This is a genomic window from Amphibacillus marinus, assembly GCF_900110345.1.
Lineage (GTDB): Bacteria > Bacillota > Bacilli > Bacillales > Amphibacillaceae > Amphibacillus_D > Amphibacillus_D marinus.
In genome coordinates this window covers 136,152-162,955 of the sequence record NZ_FODJ01000002.1, presented here as the reverse complement: position 1 = coordinate 162,955, position 26,804 = coordinate 136,152, and the positions used below count along the sequence as shown (strand labels likewise).

27 protein-coding genes are annotated in these 26,804 nt (G+C 39.5%); 20 read left to right on the top strand and 7 right to left on the bottom strand.

Going from position 1 to position 26,804, the window contains the following annotated elements; genetic code table 11:
- The first annotated feature begins 71 nt into the window (after window positions 1-71).
- Genes BM000_RS04815 through BM000_RS04795 form a run of 5 tightly spaced genes read left to right on the top strand, consistent with a single transcriptional unit; the run spans window position 72 to window position 3,782 of the window.
- Window positions 72-848: a hypothetical protein gene (locus tag BM000_RS04815; protein ID WP_091495373.1), complete on the top strand. Its 777-nt coding sequence runs from the start codon at window positions 72-74 to the stop codon at window positions 846-848.
- A gap of 3 nt (window positions 849-851) precedes the next feature.
- Window positions 852-1,229, top strand: coding sequence for a GntR family transcriptional regulator (locus BM000_RS04810; protein ID WP_091495371.1), 378 nt, complete (start codon window positions 852-854; stop codon window positions 1,227-1,229).
- Complete coding sequence (locus BM000_RS04805) at window positions 1,219-1,926, top strand: ABC transporter ATP-binding protein (RefSeq protein WP_091495369.1); 708 nt, start codon at window positions 1,219-1,221, stop codon at window positions 1,924-1,926. The genes BM000_RS04810 and BM000_RS04805 overlap by 11 nt, the downstream gene beginning before the upstream one ends.
- Window positions 1,927-2,823, top strand: a complete 897-nt coding sequence (locus BM000_RS04800) for an ABC transporter ATP-binding protein (RefSeq protein ID WP_091495367.1) — start codon at window positions 1,927-1,929, stop codon at window positions 2,821-2,823.
- Window positions 2,824-2,834: 11 nt separating this feature from the next.
- Window positions 2,835-3,782: an ABC transporter permease gene (locus tag BM000_RS04795; RefSeq protein ID WP_091495365.1), complete on the top strand. Its 948-nt coding sequence runs from the start codon at window positions 2,835-2,837 to the stop codon at window positions 3,780-3,782.
- A 167-nt stretch (window positions 3,783-3,949) separates the two neighbouring features.
- Here BM000_RS04795 and BM000_RS04790 read toward each other — a convergent pair whose 3' ends face one another.
- Together BM000_RS04790 and BM000_RS04785 are read right to left on the bottom strand one after the other, a co-directional pair.
- Entirely contained in the window at window positions 3,950-5,563 is a 1,614-nt protein-coding gene (locus BM000_RS04790) for an ABC transporter permease (protein WP_091495363.1), read from the bottom strand.
- A 24-nt stretch (window positions 5,564-5,587) separates the two neighbouring features.
- Window positions 5,588-6,472, bottom strand: a complete 885-nt coding sequence (locus BM000_RS04785; RefSeq protein ID WP_425425158.1) for an ABC transporter ATP-binding protein — start codon at window positions 6,470-6,472, stop codon at window positions 5,588-5,590.
- 310 nt (window positions 6,473-6,782) lie between these two features.
- On the opposite strand from BM000_RS04785, the gene BM000_RS04780 reads away from it, so the two are divergent.
- The gene (locus BM000_RS04780) at window positions 6,783-7,385 is read left to right on the top strand and encodes a TetR/AcrR family transcriptional regulator (protein ID WP_091495361.1); all 603 of its coding nucleotides are present in this window, start codon (window positions 6,783-6,785) and stop codon (window positions 7,383-7,385) included.
- A gap of 62 nt (window positions 7,386-7,447) precedes the next feature.
- Here BM000_RS04780 and BM000_RS04775 read toward each other — a convergent pair whose 3' ends face one another.
- Both BM000_RS04775 and thiD read right to left on the bottom strand, forming a co-directional pair.
- Complete coding sequence (locus tag BM000_RS04775) at window positions 7,448-7,894, bottom strand: DUF2188 domain-containing protein (protein WP_091495359.1); 447 nt, start codon at window positions 7,892-7,894, stop codon at window positions 7,448-7,450.
- A 185-nt stretch (window positions 7,895-8,079) separates the two neighbouring features.
- On the bottom strand, window positions 8,080-8,874 hold the full coding sequence (thiD, locus tag BM000_RS04770) for a bifunctional hydroxymethylpyrimidine kinase/phosphomethylpyrimidine kinase (protein WP_091495357.1): 795 nt from the start codon (window positions 8,872-8,874) through the stop codon (window positions 8,080-8,082).
- A gap of 708 nt (window positions 8,875-9,582) precedes the next feature.
- Between thiD and BM000_RS04765 the strand changes: the two genes are divergently transcribed.
- The 5 genes from BM000_RS04765 to BM000_RS04745 are packed head-to-tail and all read left to right on the top strand — an operon-like array spanning window position 9,583 to window position 14,294.
- On the top strand, window positions 9,583-9,849 hold the full coding sequence (locus BM000_RS04765; protein ID WP_245751579.1) for a hypothetical protein: 267 nt from the start codon (window positions 9,583-9,585) through the stop codon (window positions 9,847-9,849).
- Window positions 9,849-11,204, top strand: a complete 1,356-nt coding sequence (locus BM000_RS04760; RefSeq protein ID WP_091495352.1) for a tripartite tricarboxylate transporter permease — start codon at window positions 9,849-9,851, stop codon at window positions 11,202-11,204. Before BM000_RS04765 ends, BM000_RS04760 begins: the two co-directional genes overlap by 1 nt.
- Window positions 11,205-11,255: 51 nt before the next feature.
- A complete protein-coding gene (mvk, locus tag BM000_RS04755; protein ID WP_091495350.1) occupies window positions 11,256-12,239 on the top strand; it encodes a mevalonate kinase in 984 nt (327 codons plus the stop codon).
- The gene (gene mvaD, locus BM000_RS04750; RefSeq protein WP_091495348.1) at window positions 12,211-13,191 is read left to right on the top strand and encodes a diphosphomevalonate decarboxylase; all 981 of its coding nucleotides are present in this window, start codon (window positions 12,211-12,213) and stop codon (window positions 13,189-13,191) included. Before mvk ends, mvaD begins: the two co-directional genes overlap by 29 nt.
- Window positions 13,192-13,205: 14 nt before the next feature.
- Window positions 13,206-14,294, top strand: coding sequence for a phosphomevalonate kinase (locus BM000_RS04745; protein ID WP_091495346.1), 1,089 nt, complete (start codon window positions 13,206-13,208; stop codon window positions 14,292-14,294).
- A 141-nt stretch (window positions 14,295-14,435) separates the two neighbouring features.
- On the opposite strand, the gene BM000_RS04740 is transcribed toward BM000_RS04745, so the two are convergent.
- The gene (locus tag BM000_RS04740) at window positions 14,436-15,041 is read right to left on the bottom strand and encodes a pyroglutamyl-peptidase I (RefSeq protein ID WP_091495344.1); all 606 of its coding nucleotides are present in this window, start codon (window positions 15,039-15,041) and stop codon (window positions 14,436-14,438) included.
- A gap of 141 nt (window positions 15,042-15,182) precedes the next feature.
- Window positions 15,183-17,153, bottom strand: a complete 1,971-nt coding sequence (locus tag BM000_RS04735) for a S9 family peptidase (protein WP_245751578.1) — start codon at window positions 17,151-17,153, stop codon at window positions 15,183-15,185.
- Between the two features lie 262 nt (window positions 17,154-17,415).
- Here BM000_RS04735 and BM000_RS04730 point away from each other — a divergent pair, with 262 nt between their 5' ends.
- The 7 genes from BM000_RS04730 (at window position 17,416) to BM000_RS04700 (ending at window position 25,142) form a co-directional block, all read left to right on the top strand.
- Entirely contained in the window at window positions 17,416-18,393 is a 978-nt protein-coding gene (locus BM000_RS04730) for a ring-cleaving dioxygenase (RefSeq protein WP_091495708.1), read from the top strand.
- 223 nt (window positions 18,394-18,616) lie between these two features.
- Entirely contained in the window at window positions 18,617-19,735 is a 1,119-nt protein-coding gene (locus tag BM000_RS04725) for a sensor histidine kinase (RefSeq protein WP_091495342.1), read from the top strand.
- A gap of 3 nt (window positions 19,736-19,738) precedes the next feature.
- Window positions 19,739-20,374 carry a response regulator gene (locus BM000_RS04720; RefSeq protein ID WP_091495340.1) on the top strand — a complete coding sequence of 212 codons (636 nt, stop codon included), beginning with the start codon at window positions 19,739-19,741 and terminating at the stop codon, window positions 20,372-20,374.
- Between the two features lie 129 nt (window positions 20,375-20,503).
- Window positions 20,504-21,436, top strand: a complete 933-nt coding sequence (locus BM000_RS04715; protein ID WP_091495337.1) for an ABC transporter ATP-binding protein — start codon at window positions 20,504-20,506, stop codon at window positions 21,434-21,436.
- Window positions 21,437-21,449: 13 nt separating this feature from the next.
- The gene (locus BM000_RS04710; RefSeq protein WP_091495335.1) at window positions 21,450-22,724 is read left to right on the top strand and encodes an ABC transporter permease; all 1,275 of its coding nucleotides are present in this window, start codon (window positions 21,450-21,452) and stop codon (window positions 22,722-22,724) included.
- The gene (locus tag BM000_RS04705) at window positions 22,724-23,800 is read left to right on the top strand and encodes an ABC transporter permease (RefSeq protein WP_091495329.1); all 1,077 of its coding nucleotides are present in this window, start codon (window positions 22,724-22,726) and stop codon (window positions 23,798-23,800) included. The genes BM000_RS04710 and BM000_RS04705 overlap by 1 nt, the downstream gene beginning before the upstream one ends.
- A 454-nt stretch (window positions 23,801-24,254) precedes the next feature.
- Complete coding sequence (locus BM000_RS04700) at window positions 24,255-25,142, top strand: ROK family protein (RefSeq protein WP_091495327.1); 888 nt, start codon at window positions 24,255-24,257, stop codon at window positions 25,140-25,142.
- A gap of 35 nt (window positions 25,143-25,177) precedes the next feature.
- Here the strand turns inward: BM000_RS04700 and queC are convergent, their stop codons facing one another.
- Window positions 25,178-25,825 (bottom strand): 7-cyano-7-deazaguanine synthase QueC, encoded by a 648-nt coding sequence (gene queC, locus BM000_RS04695; RefSeq protein ID WP_091495326.1) that lies wholly within the window; start codon window positions 25,823-25,825, stop codon window positions 25,178-25,180.
- A gap of 234 nt (window positions 25,826-26,059) precedes the next feature.
- Between queC and BM000_RS04690 the strand changes: the two genes are divergently transcribed.
- Window positions 26,060-26,581, top strand: a complete 522-nt coding sequence (locus BM000_RS04690) for an HD domain-containing protein (protein ID WP_091495325.1) — start codon at window positions 26,060-26,062, stop codon at window positions 26,579-26,581.
- Window positions 26,582-26,653: 72 nt separating this feature from the next.
- Window positions 26,654-26,797: a hypothetical protein gene (locus tag BM000_RS16730; protein WP_177178207.1), complete on the top strand. Its 144-nt coding sequence runs from the start codon at window positions 26,654-26,656 to the stop codon at window positions 26,795-26,797.
- Window positions 26,798-26,804 lie beyond the last annotated feature (7 nt).

Genomic DNA, 26,804 nt, shown 5'->3' with positions numbered 1-26,804 from the left:
AATTCTTGCTAAACTAAAAGTATTAGTGTACTATTTAAATAGTACACTAATACTTTTTTGGGGTGAATACTATGTCGCCATTTGTTGGCTTATTAAAAAAGGACTATCGAATAGCTAGCTTAACGATTTGGTTAGCAGGAGCACTACTCCTTTTAGGTTTTCTACTTGGCTTCATCAGCTCGAATCGAAGTGGTCACCATACATTTATGATGCTTACTTTGTTTTCTTCGACTTTTTTTCTTGTGTTTTTTATGCCTGCGATGATGTTAATTCTGTTACGTAAGGAGGCTAGGACACAGCTATGGCTATATAGCCCAAGATCAAGTTTCAGCTTGTTTGCTTCGAAACTAATTGTTATGTTGAGCTATCAAGCTATTTTTCAACTAATCGTTTTTGGGTATGGGTTATTAACGATTCAATTATTTGACCCGTATATATTAAGCGATCTTCATACCGAGACGGCTGTGCGCATCGTAATATTTGTTTATTTCCTTTTCTTATTTTCTGGGGCAGCTCATTCAATCATTGTTTTCTTCTATTGGAGTGTTTATCACACGCTCTATCGGTACATAGCACAGAAAAGTTTGCGCTTGCTTGTGTTGTTTTCAATTTTTTGCGGCTATATTTTTTTAGAGAGCAGACTGCTGAATTTAAGTGTGACGCAATCATTAATTGCTAACTCGCGAATCTCTATAATTGGGGATCAAGCTCTTACAAATCAAGGCGATTGGATCCTACAGTTCCAGGTTGCTCAAGTGCCCCTTTTCTATGTTGGGTACTATCTGTTGGTTGTCCTTTTGCTGCTTTACATCTCCTGTATGCTACTTACTAGGAAGGTTGAGGTGTAAGTAATGCCTAAGGAATTTCAATCATCACGACCGATCTATATGCAAATTGTTGATCAAATTATCATTAATATCCTTCAAGGTAAGCAAAGAAGGAATGCAAAGCTACTTTCAGTGCGTGAGATGGCAATTGAAATGGGCGTTAATCCAAATACGCTCCAACGGGCATATGGGGAGTTGGAAAGGATGGGTGTCGTGGAGACAAAAAGAGGTCAAGGAACCTTTGTGGTCGATAATCCTAACTTATTTGAACAATTACGATGCAATATGCAAGCAGAAATTGTTGGTCAATACGTTGAAGAGATGAAAAAACTTGGAGTAAGCAACTCGGAAATGATTAATCTGGTAAAAAGCTTTTTAGAGGGGGATGCGTATGACCATTAAGCTTAGGAATGTTAATAAAGGCTTTGTTCGAGAAGTCGCTTTACAAAATGTAAATCTTACCTTTGGGAAGGGTAAGATTTATGGGCTTGTTGGTCCCAATGGTAGTGGAAAGTCAACTATTCTAAAGCTGATGACAGGGCTGGTGTTTCCTTCTAAGGGTGAGGTAATTCTCAATGGTCAGGTAGTGACACGGCAGAGTGCCGAACAGGTATCCTATCTAACCGAATTAGATATGCATTATGAAGGCTTTACTGTCACAGAGACCATTAATTATGTGGCTAGTCAATTTAAGAGTTTTAATAAGAAGAAGGCAGAACAGCTATTAAAGACATTAAAGCTTGACCCAACAAAAAAAATAAAAAAGCTGTCTAAAGGAAACCGAGGTCGACTAAAGCTAGTAACAGCACTAGCTAGAGACACTGATGTTATTTTGTTGGATGAGCCCTTCTCCGGATTAGACCCAATGGTTAGAGAAGAAACGGTTAAAAGCCTATTGCAGTATGTGGATCTTGAAAACCAAGTCATTATTATCGCTACTCATGAAATAGCTGAAATTGAACCACTACTTGATGAAATAATAGTTTTATACTACGGCGAAGTACTAGGTCAGGAAAATGTTGAAATCCTTAGAGAAGAACACGGCCAATCTGTGTTAGATTGGTTTAAAACTACAATTAGAGCAAGGGAGGATGTTTAAATGGAACCGATTCTTTCATTAAATAATGTCAGTAAAATGATTGGGAAGAAGAAGATTATTGATCAATTAAGCTTGTCTGTCCAGCCTGGGGAAGTGTTTGGGTTACTAGGCCCAAATGGGGCCGGAAAGACGACCACAATTCGAATGATCGTTGGTTTAATGCGGTTAAGTGAAGGTGATATTTTCATCGGTGGCACAAGTATTAAAAGTAATTTTGAGCAAGCCATTAAACAGGTTGGTGCTATTGTTGAGAACCCTGAGATGTATAAGCATTTAACCGGTTATCAGAATTTAATTCAATACAGTCGGATGCATAAGGGAATAGACCGGGATAAAATTAATGAAGTGGTTGATCTTGTTAAGCTAACTGATAATATCCATAGGAAAGTCAAAACCTATTCATTAGGGATGCGCCAACGGCTAGGGTTAGCGCAATGCTTGCTTCATGATCCAAAGCTACTTATTTTAGATGAGCCAACCAATGGGTTAGACCCGGCTGGAATCAGAGAAATTCGGGAGCATCTCCGTTATTTAACAAAGGAAAGGCAAATGAGTGTGATCGTTTCTAGCCATCTCCTATCTGAAATGGAAATGATGTGTGATCGCATTGCCATCATTCAACAAGGTAAACTGATTGACATCCAATCAGTAAAAGGTGAGCAGGAAGAACAAACAAATAATTATTATATTGAAACGAGTGACTTGGGTGCAGTGTATGAGATCTTGACTAAAGAGTGGAAGATTGATAGAAAAGCAGAAGGATTTACCATTGAAGCGACTAAAGAAGACATTGCTAAGTTGCTTAAACAATTAATTGAAGCAAGTATTGATGTTTACCTGGTTAATAAAATATCTAAAACATTAGAGGATCGATTCCTTGAAATTACTGGATCATAAGGAGGGTTAGTATGCTAAAATTAATTTTTAACGAATGGGAAAAAATAATGCGAAAGAAAGCCACGTACGTGATGATCGGCATGACCATTCTAGCCGTCATTATTTTAAGTGGTGGACTAAAATACATTGCAGGGCAATATGATACCCAAGATGATAATTGGCAAGCAGTGCTTGAAGAAGAAAATACCTATTATCAAGAATCCTTGTCAACGTTAGAAAATAATCAAATGCAAACATACTATGAGCGAAACATTGCAATTAATACGTATCGGCTAGAAAATAATATTCCACCAGACAGTGAAGATAATATCTGGACAGTTGTAGAAGAAAGCCGTGCAATTATTAGTCTAGTTGGTTTATTTACCATTGTTGTGGCTTCTGGGATTGTAGCAAGTGAGTTCTCAACGGGCACAATTAAACTCCTGCTCATTCGTCCGATTAGTCGGGTAAAGATACTGTTGTCGAAATATCTAACAGTGATTTTATTTAGTTTGTTTTTGCTATCAATCACTTTTGGCTTAGCAGCTATTGCAGGACTTATTTTATTTGGAACTGCACCTGAAGAAGCTGTCCACTTAGCTTATCAAAATGGACAGGTAGTAGAACGAGCACTGGGTCTGCATTTAATGGGTAGTTATCTACTCTATTCTATTGATATTCTAATGCTAACGACAATGGCCTTTATGATTTCAAGTGTCTTTCGAAATAGCTCATTGGCAGTGGGGATTTCAATATTCCTGTTAACGATCGGTGGGACTGCTGCAAATATCTTGTCATTTTATTTTGATTGGGCAAAGTATATTTTATTCTTGAACACAGATTTGACTGTCTATTTTGATGGTATGCCTAACATTGAAGGAATGACATTAACTTTCTCTATTGTTATGTTATTGCTTTACTTCGTTCTGTTCCACCTACTTGCTTTCTTTTTCTTTAATAAGCGTGATGTTGCTGCCTAGCATAAAGCAAACAAAAGCTGAAAAGTTACCGCGTGTAGAATAATAGCGGTGACTTTTCAGCTTTATTGCAAGTTAACAATAAATTGGTTCAGGATCGTTCTTTAATCATGCCTATGGTGCTGCGAATTGGTAGAGGGGTAAAGACAATCCCTACTTTATCCTGTGCTTTAAGCACCCTCGAGCAGGTCGCGGCGGATATAACCGCTATAGCCGATCAGGATAAGGCACAAGCTGATCATGAGGATCACAGTAAAGCTTCCTATTTCAAAGCTATCAAGTGGCATATGAGCAACCCAGCTATGCAGGGCGCTACGGCTTACCCATTTGGGTAAATCTAAAATACTACCAAAATAATTTAATAGAAAAGAGTAGCCTAAATAAACATAAATTGCCTTGCCCCATCTAGGTGCCCAGCCTAATGTTAAAGCAGCAAGTCCAATGAAAAACAAGACCGATGGAAAAGCGTTTAATCCCGCTCCAATAAAGCTAGTTAAATTGAGAGGTGACTGCTGTGTCATCGTTGACAGAGCTGTCCATGCTAAGCTTAAGGAAGCTAATAAGATACCAATTACTCCAGCTAAAGTGCTTAAGCCGATACTAGTCCAAAATAAGTGGCTACGTGTCACCTTTGTAGCAAAGATCTGACTTAAGTGTAATTGGACTTCTTCATTAAAAAGCTTATTGACGACCGCAATTGGTAAAATTGACACGAGTATGATCATGATCATCATAATTGTGCTGGTAAAAGATACTTCGACTGAAATTCCGGTAGAGACGAACATTTGCCTAATGAGTTCATTTGACTCAAGAAATCCTTGCATGTCACCATAGATGGAGCCGTAAGCAGCGCCCATTATGGCGAAAGCAACGAGCCAACTAATCATGACGTTTTTATTAAGACGTATGAACAAGCCAGAGATAGAAAGCAATGATTGATTAGCATGGTCTCGCCCTGCTCGCTCTGGTAGATACCCTGACCCCATATCACGAGCACCCTCAAGCGTAAATGCAATGATGACCATCACTAGACAAAAAACGGCCGCATAAATAAGGAAACTCCCGTCATTTTCAGTAAAAGGAAAGGTTAAGTAAGTCCAACTAAGTGGGTTTGCTTTTGAAAATTCGATATTCGTTACATCTGTACCGGCACGAATAATATAGAGTAGGCCAATTATACCGAGAGTAGAACCTGTTGCTCCAGACGAACTTGACATAATTTGCGCCATAATAAGTGCAATTGTCGCACCGAGTATTCCTGCCATACCGATTGATGCCCCAAATAGAAACGACCCCTCAATTGTAATGGTGTAAGCATCAAAACTTATCATTACGCTACCAATTAATAGTGCGAGTAGGCCGTTAATAAGTATCGTCTCTACTATGGTAGCAAGTGAGTTTGCTTGTCGACCTATCTGAAAGGAACGAACGAGCTCCGTAAGCCCAAGGTCTTCTTCTTTGCGCGTGTGCCCAACAACGTGTAATGCTGAGATAATCATAGCAAACAAGCTAGAAAAGAGTAACATTTCATGTGCATACATAGCTCCTAACGTGTAGTCTCCGGCCGAATTAATCGAGGTGGGACCAATCATGTAAATCATTGCAGGATTTTGCAACGTTTCATACATAGCGATTAATCCCTCACCCTCGCTCATTTCATTAAAAAATGGTACGAATCCCGATGAAAATAAACCAAGACTTAAAATCCAAATAAGAATTTTTTTCCAATCTCGCTTTAAGTATTGAAAAAAAAGAATATCCCAGCGTGCAAATTTCTCCTTCATCAATTTCTCCTCCTGTCTTAAACGCTACCCTTCATAATGACGCATAAATAAATCTTCAAGTGTCGGTGGGACAGCTTCAAACCTTCTAACGCCTAGCTTTGTTGCAACCAATAAAATGCTGTTGATAAATGCGTTATCAACTGAGAATATTGCGTGATGATCCGTTTGGTTAAAATCATGAACACCATCTAAATCGGCCATTACAGCAACATCTCCTTCTGTTTCAATGGTAATAGTCGTTCTTGTTAAATGGCGTAATGCATCAAGTGTACCGATTTCAACAATCTCCCCGTTACGAATAATGACCACTTTATCTGCCAAACGCTCTACTTCACTTAAAATATGGGAGGAGAGTAAAATTGCTTTACCAGCTTGTTTAATTCTTGCCACTTCTTCTTGAAAAACAGCTTCCATTAATGGATCAAGACCAGAGGTGGGTTCATCAAAAATGTATAAGTCAGATTCAACGGAAAGAGCAGCAATTAAACCAACTTTTTGCCGGTTCCCTTTTGAATAGCTTTTTGCTTTTTTCCTTGGATCAAGTTCAAAACGTTTAATTAAGTTATCACGTTTTGCTTTGTTCCCGTTCCCATGTAACTTAATAAACAAATCAATAATTTCACCACCGGTTAGGTTTCCCCATAGCGATACATCGCCTGGTACGTAGGAAATACGCTTATGGATGTCTAGACTTTGCTTCCATACGTCCATATTAAAGATTGTTGCATTGCCACTATCCCGTTTAATAATGCCTAATAATGTGCGAATAGTGGTTGATTTACCTGCACCATTAGGACCGATAAACCCAACGACCTCACCTGCATTAACTGTGAAGCTAACATCCTTTAATGCACGGACTTTACCAAAGCTCTTCTGTACACCGCTGAGCTCAACTACCTTTTCCACCATCATGCCACCCCTTTATCCGTTTTTTTCGTAGATTAACTAACTGTAAGCGCCCATTCGTTAAAGATTCACTTTATGAACAACTGTTAAAAATAAAACCTGATTAATCACTTTAGTGGGTAATGATTAAAAAAACACCATTTTAAAAACTAAATTTATTATTTAAGTTCATAATATAATCGTTTTACTTTTATGTCAATGATAAAAACACTGTTTTAAAATTGATAGTTTTAAAAATATTTTATATAATAAATAGGAAGAAACAGCATTACTTTAACAGATAAATTTTAGATAGAGAAAGTGAGGGCCTAATTTGAATGGCTTTGAAAAGCGAACAGAGGAAAAAAAGGGTCAAATCCTAGACGCTGCCTTTGATCTAATGAACACAGATACTAGAGGGAGTAAAGTGACGATGGACGAGGTCGCTACACATGCACATGTAGCTAAAACAACAATTTTTAAATATTTCGGTAATAAAGATAATCTTATCCAAGAAGTTTTTCATCGCTTTATTAATAGAATGATAAATATTGCAAGAGAAATTATGGCAAAGGATCAATCATTTGAAGAGACTTTAATTGCATTGAGTCAAAGCAAGATAGAGCAGCTAAATAAAATTAATCAGCATTTTTATATGAGTATGATGGATTATGTGACCAGTAAAAATGATCAAGGTCTTTCGGTGATAATGGAGCGGTTCAACGCAGAAAGTTATGGCATGATGTTAGATTTGTTTCATCGGGGGCGAAAGGAAGGGAAAGTAGACCTAAAATATTCGGATCAATTTCTTTTGCTCTATTTTCAAGCTATTGTCGAAGGAATTTCTAATCGAATGATTTATGAGGAAATTAAGCCTTACACAGCAGAATGGACTGAGATGTTAATTAAAGGCGTAGCGCCAAATAAAAAAGAGTAGAAATAAGTAATTATGCAAGGAGGTTGTGTTATTTATCACGAACAGCAACCCCCTTGACTACTTTAGTAGGATACGACGTCTTGGATGGTACCGTCTTGTCGATGAATTGTTAAGAAAGTTTCCTTGTTCTTTGCTATTTCTTTACCGCGCTCAATTGCATCAGATTTTAATTTATAGCAATTAGCTGCTTGTTCTGCACCTGCAGTTTTAACGGTCCAAGTGTTCAGATCAGGCAAAACATGGACAGCCTTATCAAGTAAGTAAGCTCGCGTCGAAGCATTGCGATCAGTTGCGCGAAGATCTTGATCGCTCTTATCCCTCATCGTGTCTAATTCATCCTTAGTGGCACGAGTATACCAACGCTTAGCCTGTGAGGTTGCAATTGGAATAGCTTGATTCTGATCGTATCCTTCACCCAGCATTGCATTAGCCATTTCAATTGCTTTTTTTCTCAAAACGTCATCGAAATTCACCCATGAATTTGGATAGTCTTGTGTATCCCAAGGCATGGATTATCGCCTCCTTTTGTAACTATATAACCAGTCACAAAAAAATTAAACGTAAATGATCGTGTTTTTAAAAAATTGTTAGTTTACTGTAAAAAACACGTGGATAGTATGGTGATTTACACTTGGGCTGCTTTTTTTAAAACAAAAAATAGTAGATGAAGAACATCTACTATTCAATCACTACTTTAGTGTGCGTTGTAAGCACCGTGCTTCACTGGCCCAACAAATTGATTTAACTTCCAGCCGTGCTTAATAGCGGTATGAACAAAGTCTTTTGCAGCAATAACAGCTTCTTTAACCGTTTTGCCTTGAGCTAAGTTAGCCGTAATCGCAGCGGCAAATGTACAGCCAGCCCCGTGGTTGTATGTTGTTTCAAGTCGTTCGCTCTCCAATAATGCAAATTCCTTGCCATCATAAAACAAATCGACCGCTTTTTCATGCTCTAGTGCCTTACCACCTTTGATAACAACGTTCTGTGCGCCTAATTCAATAATTTTGATTGCGGCTGCTTTCATGCCATCGATGTCCTTGATTGGACCAGTCTGGGCAAGCTGTCCTGCTTCAAATAGGTTCGGAGTTGTAATGGTTGCAAGTGGTAAGAGTAATTCACGCATTGCGTCTGTGTTTTCAGGCTGTAGTACTTCATCCTCCCCTTTACAGACCATAACAGGATCAATGACGACTTTATCAATGTTCTCAGCTGTAATTTTTTTAGCGCCGAGCTTGATAATATCAACTGAGCCAAGCATACCTGTTTTCATGGCATCGACACCCACTGAAAGAATCGTATCAAGTTGCTTTTCCACAATATTAACATCAATTGGTGTGACATCATGCCCCCAGTTCGCAGGCGTCATGGCAACGATAGAAGTGAGTGCTGTCATACCGTAGACATTATGTTCTTGAAAGGTCTTAAGATCAGCTTGGATACCAGCGCCACCACTAGAATCTGATCCAGCCAATGTTAGTGTTTTTTTCAATGTAAATCCCCCTCTAAATAATCATCCTAGTGCATATCATACCATTTTTTCAAACGAAAAAGAAATAAATCTGGCTATCATTTAAACAGAGATATGATAAATTATACCTGTGGTGTTAACAATCAGTGGCGGATAAAGAAGGTTGCCGTTGATGCTTACAGTTAAGGAAATTGCTGTGGCATCAATCCATTTGGTAAGCTTGAACGAGCTTAAGCATGGCTGTGAATCACTAACTTGCGATTATGCGCTTTTTATTGGTAGCGGTTGAATCTGATTATCAATCTGTGAGACTTCTCCTTGAGCCAGAATTAAAGTTGTTACCGCCACAAATTCTCTTCCTCTTGAAAAAAATAGCTTTGCACGCTACTTATAGATGGCAGTACTAACCTTTTAGATTTTGGAAAAAGGTTGTAATGCAAAATGGTATCGGTCGCCAAGCATTTAAGGTATGATAGTAGCGGGCTTTTCTCTAAGTCTTAATTGATAATCATTATCACTTGATCTATAATGAAGATTGGCTCAATATTTATGTTATCGCAGGTTAATTGACTGTAAGTTACACACTTTAACCAAAAGCGGATCGATCAATGAGGGTTAATAGTCAGTAAAACCCATTTTATGCTGAGGTTACACTTTGGTCATACCTGTAGGCTAACAATCAGTAAGGGTCAAAGATTTACTTTATAATAGGTAGAGGGGGAAATGATTGTGCAACAGAAAGTAAAAGAAACTAAAGGTGATAGACCGTTTCAAAATATAGAAGTCTGGACTGACCTTGTCAATATAAAAGATTTAATTATAGCCGTTGTTATTACAGTAACGACAACGCTAGCAGGTTATTTTATCGCACCTGACCAAGATCCGGCTCCGTTGATCTTTGGTTTATCCGGCGCTGTTATTGGCTTTATTATATCGAGTATTATTATTAAACCAAAACGTAGATTTGTTGAAGCAGATAAAGGGGGCGAGCAATAGTGGATTTCGTTCTAATTAGTCAAATGGTTGCGGCTGCTGTGGCTGCGACTCTTTTATATACGTTAATTGGAATTGCTCCAGGAACAGATGAGACGGCTGTATTGGCTCCAGTTACGCTTGTTCTAGTGCTAACTGGTCTGGAACCGATTGTCATTCTATCCTTTTTTATTGCGGCTATTGTTGCTAAGAAATTAACGGATTCCATTCCGGTAGCTGTAGCGGGTATTCCAGGCGGTGTTATGGCTGCTCCAATGGTTGAGCATGCCCTCGTACTTAAAGAACATGGAAGACCGGAGTTGGCTATTCGGAAAATGGTATCGGGTTCGGTTATTGGAACGATGGTCGCTATCCCTGTAAGTTTTTTGTTTGCGCGTATACTGGCCCCTTATTCCGAAGTCGTAGGCAGCTATGCCAATCAGCTCTTCTTGTTCGGTGCCATTTTACTCGCACTTATGTCAAAGCAAAGATGGATTGCACTTGCATCAATTGTGCCATTTGCTATACTTATTCAAGGCTTGCGTCACCTTTATTGGGGTGTAGGCATCGTTCCACAAGGGACGAATGTGTTTGTCTCCTTCTTCTTGGGAATTACCATTGGTCCCGTTGTCATGACTTTATTTGAACTGCTAAATGGGAAGGTGCGAGAAAAACTACCACGGTATGATAAAAAGTTAATTACGACTGATAGAAACAATCAATATCAAGGTATTCCTAATCCATTTAAAATATTAACTACACAAGAATTAAGCTTAAGTGCTGTAACATCTTTTCTGGGATCATTATTATTTTTTATGAGTCCTGTCGGTATCACAATCCTACTTGGTGAATTTGTTTCTGGATTTGTTAAGGATCCAGTTAAAAAAAGCTCGCTAGCTATCTCGAGTATGGATGGTTTAACGAATGCTGCTTATTTATCTGGTACTTTAATCCCTCTCGTTGCTTTAGGGTTACCGCTGTCGCCAGTTGCAATTGGTCCAGCAAATGCTTTATTTAACGCACCACCTGTTTTTACCGAAGATTATAATTTGCACCATATTCTATCAACATATGAGTTCGTTTGGGCAACTTTAATCGGTGCAGCAGTAGCTATTCTACTTACCTATTTTGTTATTGTTAAATACGCTGAGCAGATATGTATTTTTGTTTTTAAAAAAGTACCACACGAGGCGATGATTGGTCTATTTTTCGGACTCGTTGTTTTGTTAGCTTATATGGATGCCGGATGGATTAATATTGCTGGTGTGATGCTTATTGCACTTGTAGCGGGCTTCTTGCACAGGCTAGGCGTTAACTATGGGGTGCAGTTTATGGTGTTGTATGCCGCACCGTATATTATTCAGCTACTAACGCGATAACCAGTGCTAGCTGCTTCATTATCTTTTATTTGAAAAGGAGTCACTTATAATATGATTAGAGGAATAGAAAGGCGCGCCATCGGTCGAGCGCATAGTAAATTAATTTTGATGGGTGAGCATGCTGTCGTATATGGCGAACCTGCTATTGCTGTCCCGTTTGATGCCGTTCATATAGAAGCTGAAATCCAGCATTTAGAGGGTCCCGTTTTATTTATAAGTGATTTTTTTCAAGGTGAGCTTGAGAAGATGCCGAAGCGTATGCAGGGGTTTGTAGCATGTATTAAAGCGGTCTGTGAAACGCTTAATCAGCCGATAGCACATTTTCGCGTTCAACTGAAATCAACGATCCCAATTGGGAGAGGGCTAGGGTCTAGTGCTGCCATTGCTGTTGCTCTTGTAAAAGGACTTTACAGCTATTTTCAAAAACCCCTAAATCGTCTGCAGTTGCAAGATTTTGTCGATTTAGCAGAAACATTTGCTCACGGGAATCCAAGTGGAATTGATCGAGAAGCAATTACTGCTAATCACCCCATTTGGTTTGAGCGGCAAAAGCCGGTTGAAACGATTCGAATTGAAAAAACGTTACACATTGTTGTGGCTGACACTGGTAGAGTAGGAGATACGCATGCGGCAGTGAGCAGTGTTAAAGCGTTGTATAGTTCCAATCAAGATCAAACGAAGGCAACGATTGAGCAACTTGGTCAACTCACCCATCAGTCACGCTTTGCTTTAACAAGTGGACGATATGATAGGCTTGGTCTAATGTTAGATCAGGCCCACACGCTACTACAGCGTCTAGGTGTTAGTGATCCAGGCTTGGATCACTATGTACAAGTTAGTAAAGAAGCAGGAGCGCTAGGGGCGAAATTGACAGGATCAGGGCGTGGTGGCTGCATGATTGCGCTCGCACCTTCATTAGAAAAAGCACTAAAGATTGAACGAGAACTTGAAGCGATTGGTGCTGAAAACACATGGTACTGTCAATTAACAAACGAGGTGATTGACTATGAAAGCAAAAGCTCGCGCACATACTAATATTGCCCTAATTAAATATTGGGGTAAACGAAATGAAACACTCTTCTTACCGATGAATAGTAGCTTATCAATCACGCTTGACCGTTTTTATACTGAAACATCGGTTTCTTTCGACCAAGAAATGACGAAGGATCAGTTTTATTTAAATGGTGAGCTTGCTACAGATCAGGAACAAGAGAAAGTAAGTGTTTTTTTATCGAAAATCAGGCGTTATACGGGTGTCGATTCTTATGCACGAATTGAATCGGACAATTTTGTCCCCACTTCAGCGGGTTTCGCCTCATCAGCGTCAGGCTATGCTGCTTTAACAGCAGCAGCAGTCAAAGCGACTGGAATTGAGCTTAGCCTTAAGCAATTAAGCATGTTAGCACGTCAAGGCTCTGGTTCGGCAACGCGTTCAATATATGGTGGATTTGTTGAATGGCAGAAAGGTCAGCATGAAGACGGTTCGGATAGCTTTGCGGTACCAATATTAGAGCAGGGAGAATGGGATTTGCGTGTTCTGGCTGTTGAAGTAACCACGCAAGCAAAAAAGATCTTTAGTCGTGAGGGGATGAAAAGAACAGTCGAAACCTCGCCATTTTATTCTGGCTGGCTTGAAACGATAGAACGTGATTTAGCAGCTCTAAAGCAGGCTATTGTTATGCGCAATTTTACTAAGCTTGGTGAGACGCTAGAGGCAAATGCATTAAAGATGCATGCGACAACGCTTGGTGCTACCCCTCCCTTTATGTATTGGCAAAGCGAGACGTTTCAGGTAATGGAGGTTATCCAAGAACTGCGAGAAGATGGGATTGAGGCCTACTTTACGATTGATGCAGGACCGAATGTTAAAGTTATTTGTGAACCCCGTAATGAATCGGTTATAATAGATAAACTGACCCAAATCGACACGGTTAATCACATATATACCTGTCGGGTTGGCCCAGGTATTACCTATCTAGATAGATGACAGGGGAGAATAGCATGAATGCAGAGCGTTATACAGTGCGGGCTCCAGGTAAGCTTTTTGTAGCAGGTGAATATGCTATCACAGAGCCGAATCAAGACAGTATTGTGGTCGCTGTTGATCGATTTTTAGAAATAGACATTCAATCAAGTCGATCAAATCGACTTGATTTACCGCAAATGGGCTTAACAGACATAAGTTGGAAAGTTGAAAAAGGTCTAGTTAAGTTTTCAGAGCCTGACAAACGATTGCATTTTATTAAACATATTATCGAAACGATTAACGGTTTAGGCGTGGAGGTAATGACCAGTCAGCTTTTAATTACTAGTGAGCTTGATGATCGCTCTGGTCTGAAATATGGTCTGGGGTCAAGTGCTGCTCTTTCAGTAGCCTTAGTAACAGCGTTATTAAAGTATTCAAACGTCGCTACTATTGTTGAACAACCATTAACCATATTTAAATTAGCCGCTATTGCTCACCTGAGAGCGCAAGGCAACGGATCCTGTGCAGATATAGCAGCTGCTACCTATGGCTGCTGGTTGAATTACCGTAGCTTTGATCGCCATTGGCTCGATGAGCAGCTCGCGCAAGGGGTAACGGTGCCCGAATTAATTGAAAAAGAATGGCCATCACTATGTATTACGCCAATAGCTTTACCTGCCAATCTGTATTTTTTAATCGGCTGGACCAAACAAGCCGCTAATACTAGTTCAATGGTAAACGACGTTCAAGCGCTAAAACAGCAGAATTTGGCAAGCTACCAAGCCTTCTTATCTGATAGCAACAAAGTGGTGAAGCAGATTATACGCGGTTTTAATGAAGAGAGCGTAGAACTTGTGTTAACGGGGATTAAGCAAAACCGCCAGCTACTGAAGCAACTTGGACAGGTAAGTGGTGTTAATATTGAAACGGAGCAATTAACAATGCTCATTGACATTGCTGATGCTTTCGGCGCTGCAAAAACCTCTGGAGCTGGTGGTGGCGACTGTGGTATTGCATTTGTTAATCAAGCTGATCAGGCAGAACAGGTTAAACTGTTATGGAAAGAGTCTGGGATTGAACCACTTCGGTTATGTGTATCTACTGTTGGCGTTACAATTGATTGAATGGTATTAGAAATGCGAGCGAAACTCCACCAAATGGGAGCGAACGCACTTAAATAAGAATTATCGCACTTAAATTAAAATAAGAGCGAACGCACTCAAATATGAGTGCGTTCGCTTATTGTAAATTATTTAATGAAACTTTCATTGTTCCGCAAGCTGGTCAATCATTAATTCAACTCCAGCTTGTAAGTCAGCTAATGACCATGATGCGATAGTGGGTTTCTCAATGGCAAGTTGATGAGAAGCTGGTATATGAACGAATCCGCTTCGATAGTCAAGGTGCTTTACTTTTGCATAATGTAGTGCATGATACATTGTCAAGTTGCACAAGTAGGTGCCAGCTGTATTCGATATTTTTGCTGGGAGATTTGCCTTTCCTAAAGCCTCAACAAATCTACGAATAGGCAAGGTAGAGAAATAACCGTCAGCACCGTCAGTAATAATTCGCTTATCTTGATAGGCGTTCCCTGCGTTATCCTTCTCACCATCAATACAATTAATGGCGATCCGCTCTGGGGTCATGCAGGTTCGGCCAAAGGCTAGACCCAACGATAGTACAACGTCAGGCTGATATAGCTTAATTGCTTCAATTAGAACGTCGCCGGTTCTAGCAAAATCAACCGGGAGCACCTGACCAATGACTTGTTTATCATTAATGTGTGCTCCGTTCAATCGCTTAACAATGACTTCGGTTGGATTAGATTTCAACTCCAAAAATGGCTCAAAGCCGGTTAATAAAATCTTCATATCAATCTTCCTTTATCATAGATTAACTGACTGTAAGCCCCACCTTAACCAGGCTGAGTGGTAAAGCAACAGGCAAATTCGTTCAGAGAAGGTTCATTGGTCATGCCATTAGTGAGGGCTCTCACTAGTTAAAGATTCATTTTATAAATATTTTTCAAACCAATCAATTATTTCAGTTAACCGTTCAATTCTTAAGCTCGGATCACCATTCCTTGACAAGCCGTGGCTTGATTTAGGAAAGCGGACGAGCCGAGTAGGTTGTTTGCGCATTTTTAGAGCGACATAGAGTTGTTCTGCTTGCTCAATAGGACAACGATGATCCTCTTCACTGTGTAGAATGAGGAGCGGTGTCTCAATCTGGTTTACATACTTAATGGGTGAGCAATCCCATAGCCGTTCTGGTTCAGATAAGAAATCTGCTTTCAACTCATATTCAGTGAAGAAGTAGCCGATATCGCTCACACCATAGAAGCTTTGCCAGTTTGAAATCGACCGTTGTGTGACGGCTGCTTTAAACCGGTTCGTATGCCCAACAATCCAATTTGTCATAAAGCCACCATAGCTTCCTCCAGTTACTCCAAGCCGCTCTTGATCAATCCAGTCAAAGTTATCAAGGACATAATCAACAGCAGCCATAATATCTTGATAATCGCCACCGCCATAATCGCCACGGTTAGCATTGACAAAGGCTTGGCCATAGCCGTGGCTGCCTCTAGGGTTAATATAGAGTACGCCGTATCCTTCATTTGCCAGTGCTTGAAATTCATGCATAAAGCCAAAGCTGTACATCATATGAGGACCGCCGTGGATCTCAACAATAAGTGGATACTGTTCACCCTCCTGGTAGCCCATCGGTTTTTGAATCCAACCGTGTAAAGCTGTGCCATCATAGGCGGTTAGCTGAATTTCTTCGGCCTGTGCTATGCTAACTTCATTTAATAACCCTTCATTGGCATTTGTTAATCTGTTTTTTTCCTTACCGTTCAGGCTAGTTAAATATAGATCACCAGGAGTGAGCTGATCACTAATGGCTATAACAGCTTGGCTTTGGTCCTTGTTCAAAGAAAAATGATAGATTTGCTCGTTGCCACCAATTAACTTTGTTACCACACCTTCAAGATCGACTTGATAAAGCGAAGTAGCCCCATTCTGACTAGCTAAGAAAAACAGGCTTTGATTATCATTTGCCCAAACAGCTCCGGCTGTGCCAGCATCTGAACCCATATCATTTAAAGCAACATCACTAGCCTGTACATCAAAATCTTTTGTTAAAATGGTTAGGTTAGTTGTTTCACGGTTGACAATCATGACACGTGCCAAAGAAGCGGTCTTAAATGCGAGGTTGCTTCCAAGTAGTGAGATCAGCTTACCATCTGGGGAAAAATTGGGCTTACTAAGTGAGAAATCACTATTTGTTTGTTTAGTTAGAACGAGCGTACTAAGCTCTAATGTATATAAATCTGAAGTTATTCTATAATCAGCATCCTGTTCCCGATTAGCAACAAAGGCGATCACTTGCTCATCTGGCGAGAAGGCAACATCACCATGATTATAAGTACCATTAGTTAAGACAGTTGTGCGTTGATCTGATAAATGAATTAAAACAAGTTGATGATATTTCTCAGTTAATAATCCCTGACCATCAGCTTTATATGCAAGGCGATTAGTTGCATATGCTTTAAGCTCTCCCTCATTCTTTCCTTCTTTAGGCTGCTCAAGAGTCTCGTCGATCTCAAGTGAGGTTGATGCAATGAGTTGCTTGCCACTTGGTGACCAGACGGGATCACTCGCCCCATGAGGAAAATCAGTTAGCTGACTGGCCTCGCCACCATGGGTATCAATCAACCAAACTTGCTTTTTCCCTGAACGATCGCTTATAAAGGCAATTTTTTTTCCGTCTGGCGAAAAGGTAGGAGAAGCTACCGTACCCTTATCCTGGGTAAACACTTGTTCTTTACCCGTGACTAAATCAATTTTGTAAAGTTGTGATTGGTATTTCTTTTTTTTGTTGATAGAGCGTTTAACATAAATGACACTTGTGCCGTCAGGAGCTTGGACTGGTTCTTGAACGAAATTAAATTTAAGTAAATCATTAACGCTTAACCCTTTCATTTTCTACATCCCTTCACGGTTATTAATGCTATCTTAGCATATTCTATTCGAGAGTCGAAAGAAAAAGAGTTTAATTATTGCAAAAATTTGAAAATGCATTTTAAATCACTTTTTTTACGTGAACCTGCATACTTGCCAATATAAAGGGTATATCAAGCAGTATGATTGACGATTATGTGTAACCATGCTATATTTATCTCGAATTAAAGATAATTTTAAACTAAAGATTATTTAAAATAAATTAATATGGAGGTAAAGAATGATTAGTCAACTAAAAGGAATTCACCATGTGACGGCAATAACAAGTAGTGCAGAACGAAATTACCATTTTTTCACTTATACCTTAGGGATGAGACTCGTAAAGAAAACGGTCAATCAAGATGATATTCAGACCTATCATCTATTTTTTGCCGATGATGAAGGTAATCCAGGAACAGATATGACTTTTTTCGATTTCCCAGGCATTCCAAAGGGTGAGCATGGCACGAATGAAATTTATCGGACAGCCTTTCGGGTGCCGAGTGATGACGCCATGGAGTATTGGCAAAAGCGCTTCGAGCGTCTAGAAGTTCAGCATGGCGGTATTGAAGCGCAGTTTGGCAAGCAAGTCATTAATTTTAGTGACTTTGACGATCAAAAGTATCAGTTAATCTCAGACGAAGGAAATCAAGGCGTTAAATCAGGTATTCCTTGGCAGAATGGACCAGTACCCCTTAATTATGCAATTACCGGACTTGGCCCTATCCATATTCGAATTAGTAATTTCGATTTCTTTAAAAAAGTGCTAGAACAGGTGTTGAATTTTAACCAAATTGCTAATAATGATAGCCACTACTTGTTCGAAGTTGGTGAAGGTGGCAATGGCGCCCAGATTATTGTTGAACACAATACCGATTTACCAGAGGGACGTCAGGGTTACGGAACAGTTCACCATGTCGCTTTTAGAGTGGAAGATCGCGCAGCGTTGGAGGAGTGGATTAATTACTTACCAACATTCGGCTTGCAGACCTCAGGCTTTGTTGACCGCTTCTTCTTCCAGTCTTTGTATGCTCGTGTGGCTCCACAAATCTTGTTTGAATGGGCAACTGATGGACCGGGCTTTATGGGAGATGAACCATACGAAACGTTAGGGGAAAAGCTATCCCTCCCACCGTTTCTAGAACCGAAACGGGAGCAAATTGAAGCATCAGTGCGTCCGATTGATACGGTAAGAAGTACAATTGATTTTAAAAAGGAATAAGCTTATTGGATTAAGTGAATTATTTAGAGACCCACTTTTTTATAGAAGAAGAGGGTCTTTTTTGTTTATGTTAGACATAAGGCGTACATTAGTTAAAGCCTTTGTTAGCGATATATTTGGGATAGATCAGCTTCAAACTGTCATAAATAAATATTTTTAACAAGATGAAAATAAGCTCTAGATCTGCTATGCTTAAGCCATTACCTCAAAAGGAATGAAATAAATGTTATCTTACTGGTTTAGCATGATTTATTTATTGCTGACGTGGAGTCTAGCACTATTTATACATACTCATGGACAGCTTAATCATCCAATCCCAATCTTATTGAGTGCAGTATTTTTTATTATTTATTTTTTCTTACCACTTGTAAAGGGCCGATCTTACTTATGCAGTCTATATCTTTTATCAGCAATCGTTTATCTAACCTATTGGCCATCCATTCCCAATCCTTTTATGCTATTAATTATCCTTGTTATTGTTAAAGAGGCTATGAATCGCTTAAAGGGGATGAAACTCTATCTCTTCTTAATTGTTCAGGTTATTGCATCGCTTAGTCCATATTTATGGACAGGAGAGTATTTAGCAGGAAGCTATACCTTGCTACTTATCAGTTATGTAACCTTTTTATTTCTAGTTTGGTTTCGTATATCCGTTTCTCTGCGTTCATTAACACAAACTTATGATGAAACAAATAGCCAATACAGAAGGATGAAGAGACGCGTTGTTGATCATGAGCAAGCGATTCGCCAAGAGGAACGTAATCAAATTGCTAGAGAGATTCATGATTCAGTTGGTCATCGTTTAACGGCCTTACTCATGCAGCTAGAAGTGGCACGAATTAAAGCAGAAGATCACTTGAGTAAAGCTAAGTTCGAACATTTAAAAGCCCTCGCACAAGCGAGTCTAGATGAGACTAGGGAGGCAGTCAAGGCACTTAAAAGTGAGGAGACAACAGGATTGGCAGCGGTTATTCAGTTAATTAGAAAACTAGAGTCAGAGAGCCATCTGCGAGTGGCCTTTATCGTCAATCCAGGTGCTTTATCGGTGCCATTATCAAATAATCAATCAGTTACCGTTTATCGCTCTGTCCAAGAAGCTCTAACAAATATGATGCGCCACAGTCAAGTGAGAAAAGGTCAAATTGAATTTAGTTTAATTGGTGAACAATTCTTTCGATTTACTGTTAGTCATCAGCTGAACAAAAAGGCTGAATTAAACGAAGGCTTTGGTTTGACCGCAATGCGAGATCGACTAAAGCAGCTAGGTGGTAACTTAGTGATTACCCAAGTAGACGCAATTTTTAAAATTTCAGGAACTTTCCCAATTGAAAAGGTGGTGTAAATAATGGTTACGATCTTATTAGCAGAGGATCAAGTCTTAGTCCGCCAAGGACTGAAGATGATGATTGAGACAGATGAGGAATTACGGGTAACGGGTGAAGCGGTAAATGGCGAAGAGGCCATTCAATTATGTGAGCGTTTCAATTATGATCTAATTATCTTAGATATTAGGATGCCGATTATGTCCGGGCTGGAAGCAATGCGAATAATAAAAAAACGGTGGCCAAATCGTAAAATATTGATTCTAACAACCTTTAATGATGAAGCCTATGCACTTGAAGCATTAAAAAATGGTGCCAATGGGTACATGCTTAAGGATGCCAATGCTGATGAATTAATCCGTGCTATTCGGAGCTGTCTTAAAGGTGGGTTGACGATTGAGGATCAGGTAGCAGCTAAGGTTATGCCCGCACTCATCCGCGATCAGGAACTAATTGAAATTCACCCTGATCTAACAAAACGGGAGCTAGATATTATCATTGGTATTGGTGAAGGTTTAACCAATAAAGAGATTGCTGATCAACTATTTCTTTCCATTGGAACCGTAAAAAATCATATTTCAGTGATCCTTGATAAGCTTGAATTGCGGGATCGTACCCAAATTGCCATTTATGCGCTTCGTCATAAAATTGTTCAATAAATTGCTATCGTGGCTTTAAAAGATGACTGAGGTCATGTTATAGCTTCATCTTAATGACTAGAGACAGTATGTTTACTGTCTCTCTTTTTATATACTTAAGCTAAGAATGAATGAGAGTAGGTGGCTAATATGTTTGAGGTTGAGGAACTAAGAAAGAAGTTTAAAACGACTACAGCCGTTGATGGGGTGAATCTTTATTTGGAAAAAGGGGAATCAGTTGGGTTATTAGGGCCGAATGGTGCAGGTAAATCAACAACGATTTCAATGATGTCGACACTACTATCGCCTACAGATGGTGATGTTCGCTATAATGGGAAAAGCATCCTGAAACAACCGGAAATTATTCGACCGGTACTGGGTATGGTGCCTCAGGAAATTGCGTTATACGAAGAGCTTACCGCATTAGAGAATATGAAGTTTTTTGGGCGGGTGTATGGGTTATCAGGCAAGAAGCTGGATAATAAAGTTGCCGAAGTCCTTGAGTTGGTTGGTTTAGAGGACAGAAAAAAAGATAAGATTAAAAACTACTCTGGGGGAATGAAACGAAGAATTAACATTGCTGTTGCTTTGTTACACGAACCAGAAGTGTTAATTATGGATGAGCCGACAGTCGGGATTGATCCACAATCCAGAAGCTATATTTTAGAGATGGTTAAGAATTTAAATCGTGAAAAGGGAATGACTGTGCTCTATACCAGTCACTATATGGAAGAAGTTGAAAAACTGTGTGATCGTATTTATATTATGGATCACGGTCAAGTAATTGCTTCAGGTACAAAATCGGAATTGAAGAGCATTTTATCAAGTGAGGAGACGGTTTTAGTTGAATTACAACAAAAACAAGTAGGCTTCGCTGATCAACTATCAGAACTAGATGTTGTTCAAAAGGTTATTGAGGTGGAACAGGGCTTTAAAATCATTGCCACAAAAGCAGATCAATTACTGGCAGATATCTTTGATGTAGCAAAGCGTGAGCAAGTTCAGATTATTGGAATTCATGTCCAAACACCAACACTAGAAGATGTGTTTCTGCATTTAACTGGACGAAAACTAAGAGATTAAAGGGGAAGAGACTATGTGGAACATTTTTAAAAAAGATTTACTAACTATTTCCCGAGATCGTTCTGAAGTCATTATGCTTCTTGGCATGCCCTTTATTCTAATCTCAATTTTAGGTTTTGCATTAGGCGGTTTAATTGAAGGTGAGACCTCAATTAGCCAAATACCTGTTGCGCTTGTAATAGAAAATGACCAAGAGGCCGATTTGGCTGATTTTGAAGCTTTGTTACTTGAACAAGGTATACCAAGTGAAGCAATTGAAGAAATAGTTGCAGGTGCTAAAGGAGCAGATCCTGCGCAAGTATTCTTAGACTTATTAGAAGACCCGGAGCTTGAAGAGCTTATTGGGCTAACAACATATGAGCAAGCTGCTGATGCGGCGGCAGATCTTGAAGCTGATGAAGTAGTAGCTGTTATTACGATCCCTAAGCAGTTTTCTTACCATGCTTTAGCTAGTATTTTTTTAAATGAAGAGCCGGAATCGGTTATTGAATTGGCTGTTCAGGACCGCGAGCAAATTCGTGCAAGTGTGATCGAGAATTTAATTCAAACCTTTACCGATCGCTACAATCTCGAAACGTCTATTCTAGTAGCAAATGATGGAGAGCCAATTGAAGCAAGCTTTGCCGAACAAGACTTTGGCCAAGTAACTACCGTGTCAAGAGCGAAGCCAGTGACGGCCTTTCAATACTATACTATTGGGATGGCAGCTATGTTTGCCTTATATGTAGGTGCGACAGTATCTGCAAATGCTTTTAAAGAAAAAGACACCCATGTGTTCGCCCGACTGATTATGGCTGGAGAACGACCACTACGCTATTTGACAAGTAAGGCAATCGCTGCGACCATCCTAACCTTTATGCAACTAACGATCTTGTTTAGCTTGTCCAATCTATTATTTGGTACATTTTCGGGTCAGTCAAGCAAATATTGGCTAGGTATGTTTATCATTACATTTACTTTTTCATTTGTAATTGGTGGATTAGCAACATTATTAACAGCTATTACGCTGCAATCAAGTCAAGATACAGTCTCAGGAATTTTCTCCGGTGGAGTTGTAACGATCCTCGCCTTTTTGGGTGGTAGCTTTACTCCAGTTGAGCAGATTTCGCCGTTTATTAGAGCACTCGGCAATTGGACCCCAAATGGTGCAATCATGACCGCCTATATGCAGCTTATTCAAGGCTTTGAATTAACGTCAATTATGCCATTGCTCTATCGTGTCATTGTAATGGCTGTTGTCTTAATTGTTATTGCGCTCATTATTTTTCCCAAAAGGAGGATTGCCTAATGTTAACGGTATTTAACTTACAATGGTTACGGCTAATACGAGAGCCTGTTCTTGTGTTTACCTTTTTTGGGCTAACAATTGGTTTTGTCTTTTTCTTGGCAGGCTCTCAGGGGAGTTCGACAATTACAATTCAAACCTTTAGCGATACCTTGTCAGAGCAGGAAGTAGCTGTTTGGCTAGAACGATTAAATGAATCCGATACGTATACGTTTAATTATAATGAACGAGAAGAAGTAGAGAACGAGTTGCGCATGAGTCAGATTAGTTTTGCTCTTAATTTAGAAGCAGATAATTACAGCTTTTTGGTTGGGCAGGACTCTCACTTCATAGCTGCTGCTAATCAACATATTATGCAGACTTTTCAATCATATTTAAGGATTAACGAAGTGAATGCACAATTAACGGATGAAACAGTATCTATTGAGCATTATGTTCAGTCAGATGTAAAGACTTTGAGTACAAATGTCTCAGAGCATGATGAGATGGGTTTACATGTAGTTGCTGGTATGACTTTATACTTTGTCATCTACACCATTCTATTTAACCTTTCAAATATTGTTTTAGAAAAGAAGACCGGGACATGGGATCGCTTAATTATTTCCCCGTTAAAGAAAACACAGATTTACATTGGACAGCTTGCTCATCACTTTATGCTGGGCATGCTGCAAATTATCATAAGCTTTGTCTTATTCCACTTCATGCTTGGTTATAATTTCGGGACCCAGCTGTTAACAATTGTAGCCGTCGTGATGGCCTATGTCTTCTCGATTGTGGCGCTTGGTATGCTAGTAATGGGCTTAGTCAGATCATCCCAACAGCTACAGGCAGCAATACCGATTGTGGCAACAGCAATGGCAATGTTGGGTGGTGCCTTCTGGCCATTGGAAATTGTAACGAATAATATTCTGCTGTTTCTAGCGCGACTTGTGCCAATACGCTACGGGTTAGAGGCGTTAATTAGAACAATCGTCTATAATGATAGCTTATTAGATGTTATTCAACCCGTTTCTATTCTGTTATTAATGGGTGTTATATTCATGGGATTAGGGATTAACCTGATGGAGAAAATAAAATAAAGTGAACCTTCAATCAGTGGCGATCTATCCACTGATTGTTTTTACCACAGGCATGGGAATACGATTACTCGTCCCACCGAAGTGATTTGCGGTTACTCGCCCCACCAAAAACACTTGCACCTAAAGGTATACCAAACCGCGGCCCGTGAACCAATCGGGCTTCTACTGACTGTTGCCCCACAAAACATAGTAGAATTTTGCCTTTTCTAATTGTGGTGGGGAGCTTCCAGTCAGATAAAAATAATTGACCACACTGATCGATTTTAGGATAGCTAACTCGATCAATGTGGTCCGTTTTTTAAAATTGGAGTAACTGATATTGGATCGTGTACTAGCTATCTTCCCAGCGGTTAATGAATTGCAACTTACAAGTGTTTTGGAAAAAAGACTACAAAAAAATTGAAAGCGCTTGTATAATAAGGTAAAGCATGATGGCGAAAGGGAGTGCTCATAAATGTATTTGGTGTTTGATATTGGTGGAACATTTGTTAAGTATACGTGGATGACTGGGACAGGCGAACAAGTTAATGAAGGGAAGTTTCGCACCCCGTATGTCAGTACAGAGGATTTAGTTGATAAAATGGTTGCTGTTTTCTCACAATCGAGCGAGGATATAGTCGGGATTGCTATTAGCTGCCCAGGAACAATTGATGTCAATAGTGGTGTTGTTTACCATGGTGGAGCGTTAAAGTACCTCCATGAATATAATCTTGTCCATATGTTGGAAGAACGTTGTGGTGTTAAGGCATCAATTGAAAATGATGGGAAGTGTGCTGCACTTGCCGAAAAGTGGCAGGGTAGTGTAAAAGACTATCAGCACAGTGTTGTGCTCGTATTCGGTACGGGAGTTGGCGGTGGCATTATCATTAATGGTAAGCTCCACCGTGGTGCTCACTTAGAAGCGGGTGAGCAAAGCTATGTCATGGATGATTTTAATTATGATAATAATGTTGCACGATTTGTCGGCACGTCCTGCTCAGCAGCCAAAATGGTGAAGGCGATTGCAACATTAAAAGGTCTTGATGAAACAGATGGCATTGGTGTTTTCGAGTTTATTGATCAAGGTGATGAGGAGGCATTGACCATTTTTAATCGGTTTTGTTATAATGTCGCAAGTCAAATTCTTAACCTACAGTATGTGATTGATCCCGATGTATTTGCACTTGGTGGTGGAATAAGTGTACAACCCGCAGTACTTGATGGAATAAATAAAGCAATTGAACAGATTAAGGCAGTGAACACGGTCCACGTGGCAAATCCTAAAATTGTTACCTGTCACTTTAGAAGTGCTGCTAATCTTTATGGTGCTTTGTATCACCATTTATTACAGCATAGTAAATGAATAAAAAGGGGCTATGTTAGCTAGCCCCTTTTTATTCATTTCTCCAGAAAACGATCTAATCCATTTTGACGTAGTTTACAGGCGGGACATTCACCACAGCCTGATCCCCTGATCCCCTCATAGCAAGTCAATGTTTTGTCACGAACAAACTCGAAGGCATTTAATTGATCAGCAAGCGCCCAAGTCTCAGCCTTATCTAACCACATTAGCGGTGTGTGAATAACAAATTGTGTATCCATTGATAGGTTAAGTGTGACATTCAGTGATTTAATAAACACATCGCGACAATCTGGATAACCACTAAAGTCTGTTTCGCAAACACCTGTTACAATGTGTTTTGCCCCGACTTGACTCGCATAGATTGTGGCAAAAGATAAAAATAAGAGATTCCGACCTGGGACAAACGTTGATGGTAGCTCCCCATCTTCTCCTTCGGTAACGGCAATATCATTTCGTGTTAAAGCGTTTGGTGCCAATTGGTTAAGTAATGACATGTCCATAATCGTTTGCTTAACACCTAACTCATCTGCAATTTCTTGAGCGACCTTAATTTCTTCCTGATGCCTTTGATTATAATCAAAGGTAACAACCTCTACCTCATTAAATTGTTTTAATGCCCAAAACAAGCAGGTTGTGCTATCCTGTCCGCCACTAAAAACAACAATTGCTTTATTATTATTCATTTCTAATCATCCTTGTCTACATTAATTCTAACCTATATCTTATCACAAAATGCTTGCATGCGTTTGTCAGATAATCTTGAGGGTAAATAATAATTAACATAAACATTCCAGTTCTAATGTTTGCTAGTCACCATATAATGAATTTTAACATTTTTTTAGTGGAAAAAGGCTTGTAAATATGCTATTTTATTAAACAATATACCTTTTGATAAGCAGTTACTGGAGGTGAATGCGATGAGGAAGGTGACAATTGAGCAGCTATACGATCATCATATTGTGCAAAAATATGTAAATCGGTCTGGGATGGCGCATGCGATTGATGTTGCTGAACGGGCGGTAGAGATTGCCTTCAAGCAAGGCGTTAATCCAGATTATGCAGCAAAAGCAGGTTTTTTACACGATATTGGTCATTACCAATGGTATCATAATGGCAAATGGGACTTCGATCTTTATAAAGAGAATGACATTCATGCGATCAAGGGTGCAGAGCGTGCCCATAAATTGCTTATTCGGTTAGGTGAGGATTACAAAGTAGCTAAAGCGATCGCATTAGCCGTCTTACTTCATACCGACTCTTATTTACCGGAAGGCTCTTTAAAACTATCACCGTTACAAACAGTCGTGGCACAAGCAGATACTGAAGTAGAAGAGGCTGGTGGAGCTCATCATTATCGACAGATCCCGAGTCAACTCGCAATTGACCGCATAAAGAAGCTTGATTGGAAAATTGAAACCATGCTTACCCAGCTTTTATAATCTAACGTTTCAGATTGGTGAGACGGGGTATTGGATAGATAAACAATGAATGCTAAAGGGAGCTGGATTTTGATGGACCAACATAAGGATGTTGAGGTGCAAAGAACAGAGAAGAAGACAGATACAAGTAAGGTTGGCGTGGCCTTTATCAAATATGCAACCTACTTAATTATCTTTTTCGCAATCATGTGGTTTGTGATTAATTATATTCTTTAAAAATAAA

Excerpts from the sequence above, each read along its gene's own strand:
- BM000_RS04815 (WP_091495373.1), top strand. The coding sequence starts at position 72 with ATGTCGCCATTTGTTGGCTTATTAAAAAAGGACTATCGAATAGCTAGC.
- BM000_RS04810 (WP_091495371.1), top strand. The coding sequence starts at position 852 with ATGCCTAAGGAATTTCAATCATCACGACCGATCTATATGCAAATTGTT.
- BM000_RS04805 (WP_091495369.1), top strand. The coding sequence starts at position 1,219 with ATGACCATTAAGCTTAGGAATGTTAATAAAGGCTTTGTTCGAGAAGTC.
- BM000_RS04800 (WP_091495367.1), top strand. The coding sequence starts at position 1,927 with ATGGAACCGATTCTTTCATTAAATAATGTCAGTAAAATGATTGGGAAG.
- BM000_RS04795 (WP_091495365.1), top strand. The coding sequence starts at position 2,835 with ATGCTAAAATTAATTTTTAACGAATGGGAAAAAATAATGCGAAAGAAA.
- BM000_RS04790 (WP_091495363.1), bottom strand. The coding sequence starts at position 5,563 with ATGAAGGAGAAATTTGCACGCTGGGATATTCTTTTTTTTCAATACTTA.
- BM000_RS04785 (WP_425425158.1), bottom strand. The coding sequence starts at position 6,472 with ATGGTGGAAAAGGTAGTTGAGCTCAGCGGTGTACAGAAGAGCTTTGGT.
- BM000_RS04775 (WP_091495359.1), bottom strand. The coding sequence starts at position 7,894 with ATGCCTTGGGATACACAAGACTATCCAAATTCATGGGTGAATTTCGAT.
- mvk (WP_091495350.1), top strand. The coding sequence starts at position 11,256 with ATGATTAGAGGAATAGAAAGGCGCGCCATCGGTCGAGCGCATAGTAAA.
- mvaD (WP_091495348.1), top strand. The coding sequence starts at position 12,211 with ATGAAAGCAAAAGCTCGCGCACATACTAATATTGCCCTAATTAAATAT.
- BM000_RS04745 (WP_091495346.1), top strand. The coding sequence starts at position 13,206 with ATGAATGCAGAGCGTTATACAGTGCGGGCTCCAGGTAAGCTTTTTGTA.
- BM000_RS04740 (WP_091495344.1), bottom strand. The coding sequence starts at position 15,041 with ATGAAGATTTTATTAACCGGCTTTGAGCCATTTTTGGAGTTGAAATCT.
- BM000_RS04735 (WP_245751578.1), bottom strand. The coding sequence starts at position 17,153 with ATGAAAGGGTTAAGCGTTAATGATTTACTTAAATTTAATTTCGTTCAA.
- BM000_RS04725 (WP_091495342.1), top strand. The coding sequence starts at position 18,617 with ATGTTATCTTACTGGTTTAGCATGATTTATTTATTGCTGACGTGGAGT.
- BM000_RS04720 (WP_091495340.1), top strand. The coding sequence starts at position 19,739 with ATGGTTACGATCTTATTAGCAGAGGATCAAGTCTTAGTCCGCCAAGGA.
- BM000_RS04715 (WP_091495337.1), top strand. The coding sequence starts at position 20,504 with ATGTTTGAGGTTGAGGAACTAAGAAAGAAGTTTAAAACGACTACAGCC.
- BM000_RS04710 (WP_091495335.1), top strand. The coding sequence starts at position 21,450 with ATGTGGAACATTTTTAAAAAAGATTTACTAACTATTTCCCGAGATCGT.
- BM000_RS04705 (WP_091495329.1), top strand. The coding sequence starts at position 22,724 with ATGTTAACGGTATTTAACTTACAATGGTTACGGCTAATACGAGAGCCT.
- BM000_RS04700 (WP_091495327.1), top strand. The coding sequence starts at position 24,255 with ATGTATTTGGTGTTTGATATTGGTGGAACATTTGTTAAGTATACGTGG.
- queC (WP_091495326.1), bottom strand. The coding sequence starts at position 25,825 with ATGAATAATAATAAAGCAATTGTTGTTTTTAGTGGCGGACAGGATAGC.
- BM000_RS04690 (WP_091495325.1), top strand. The coding sequence starts at position 26,060 with ATGAGGAAGGTGACAATTGAGCAGCTATACGATCATCATATTGTGCAA.
- BM000_RS16730 (WP_177178207.1), top strand. The coding sequence starts at position 26,654 with ATGGACCAACATAAGGATGTTGAGGTGCAAAGAACAGAGAAGAAGACA.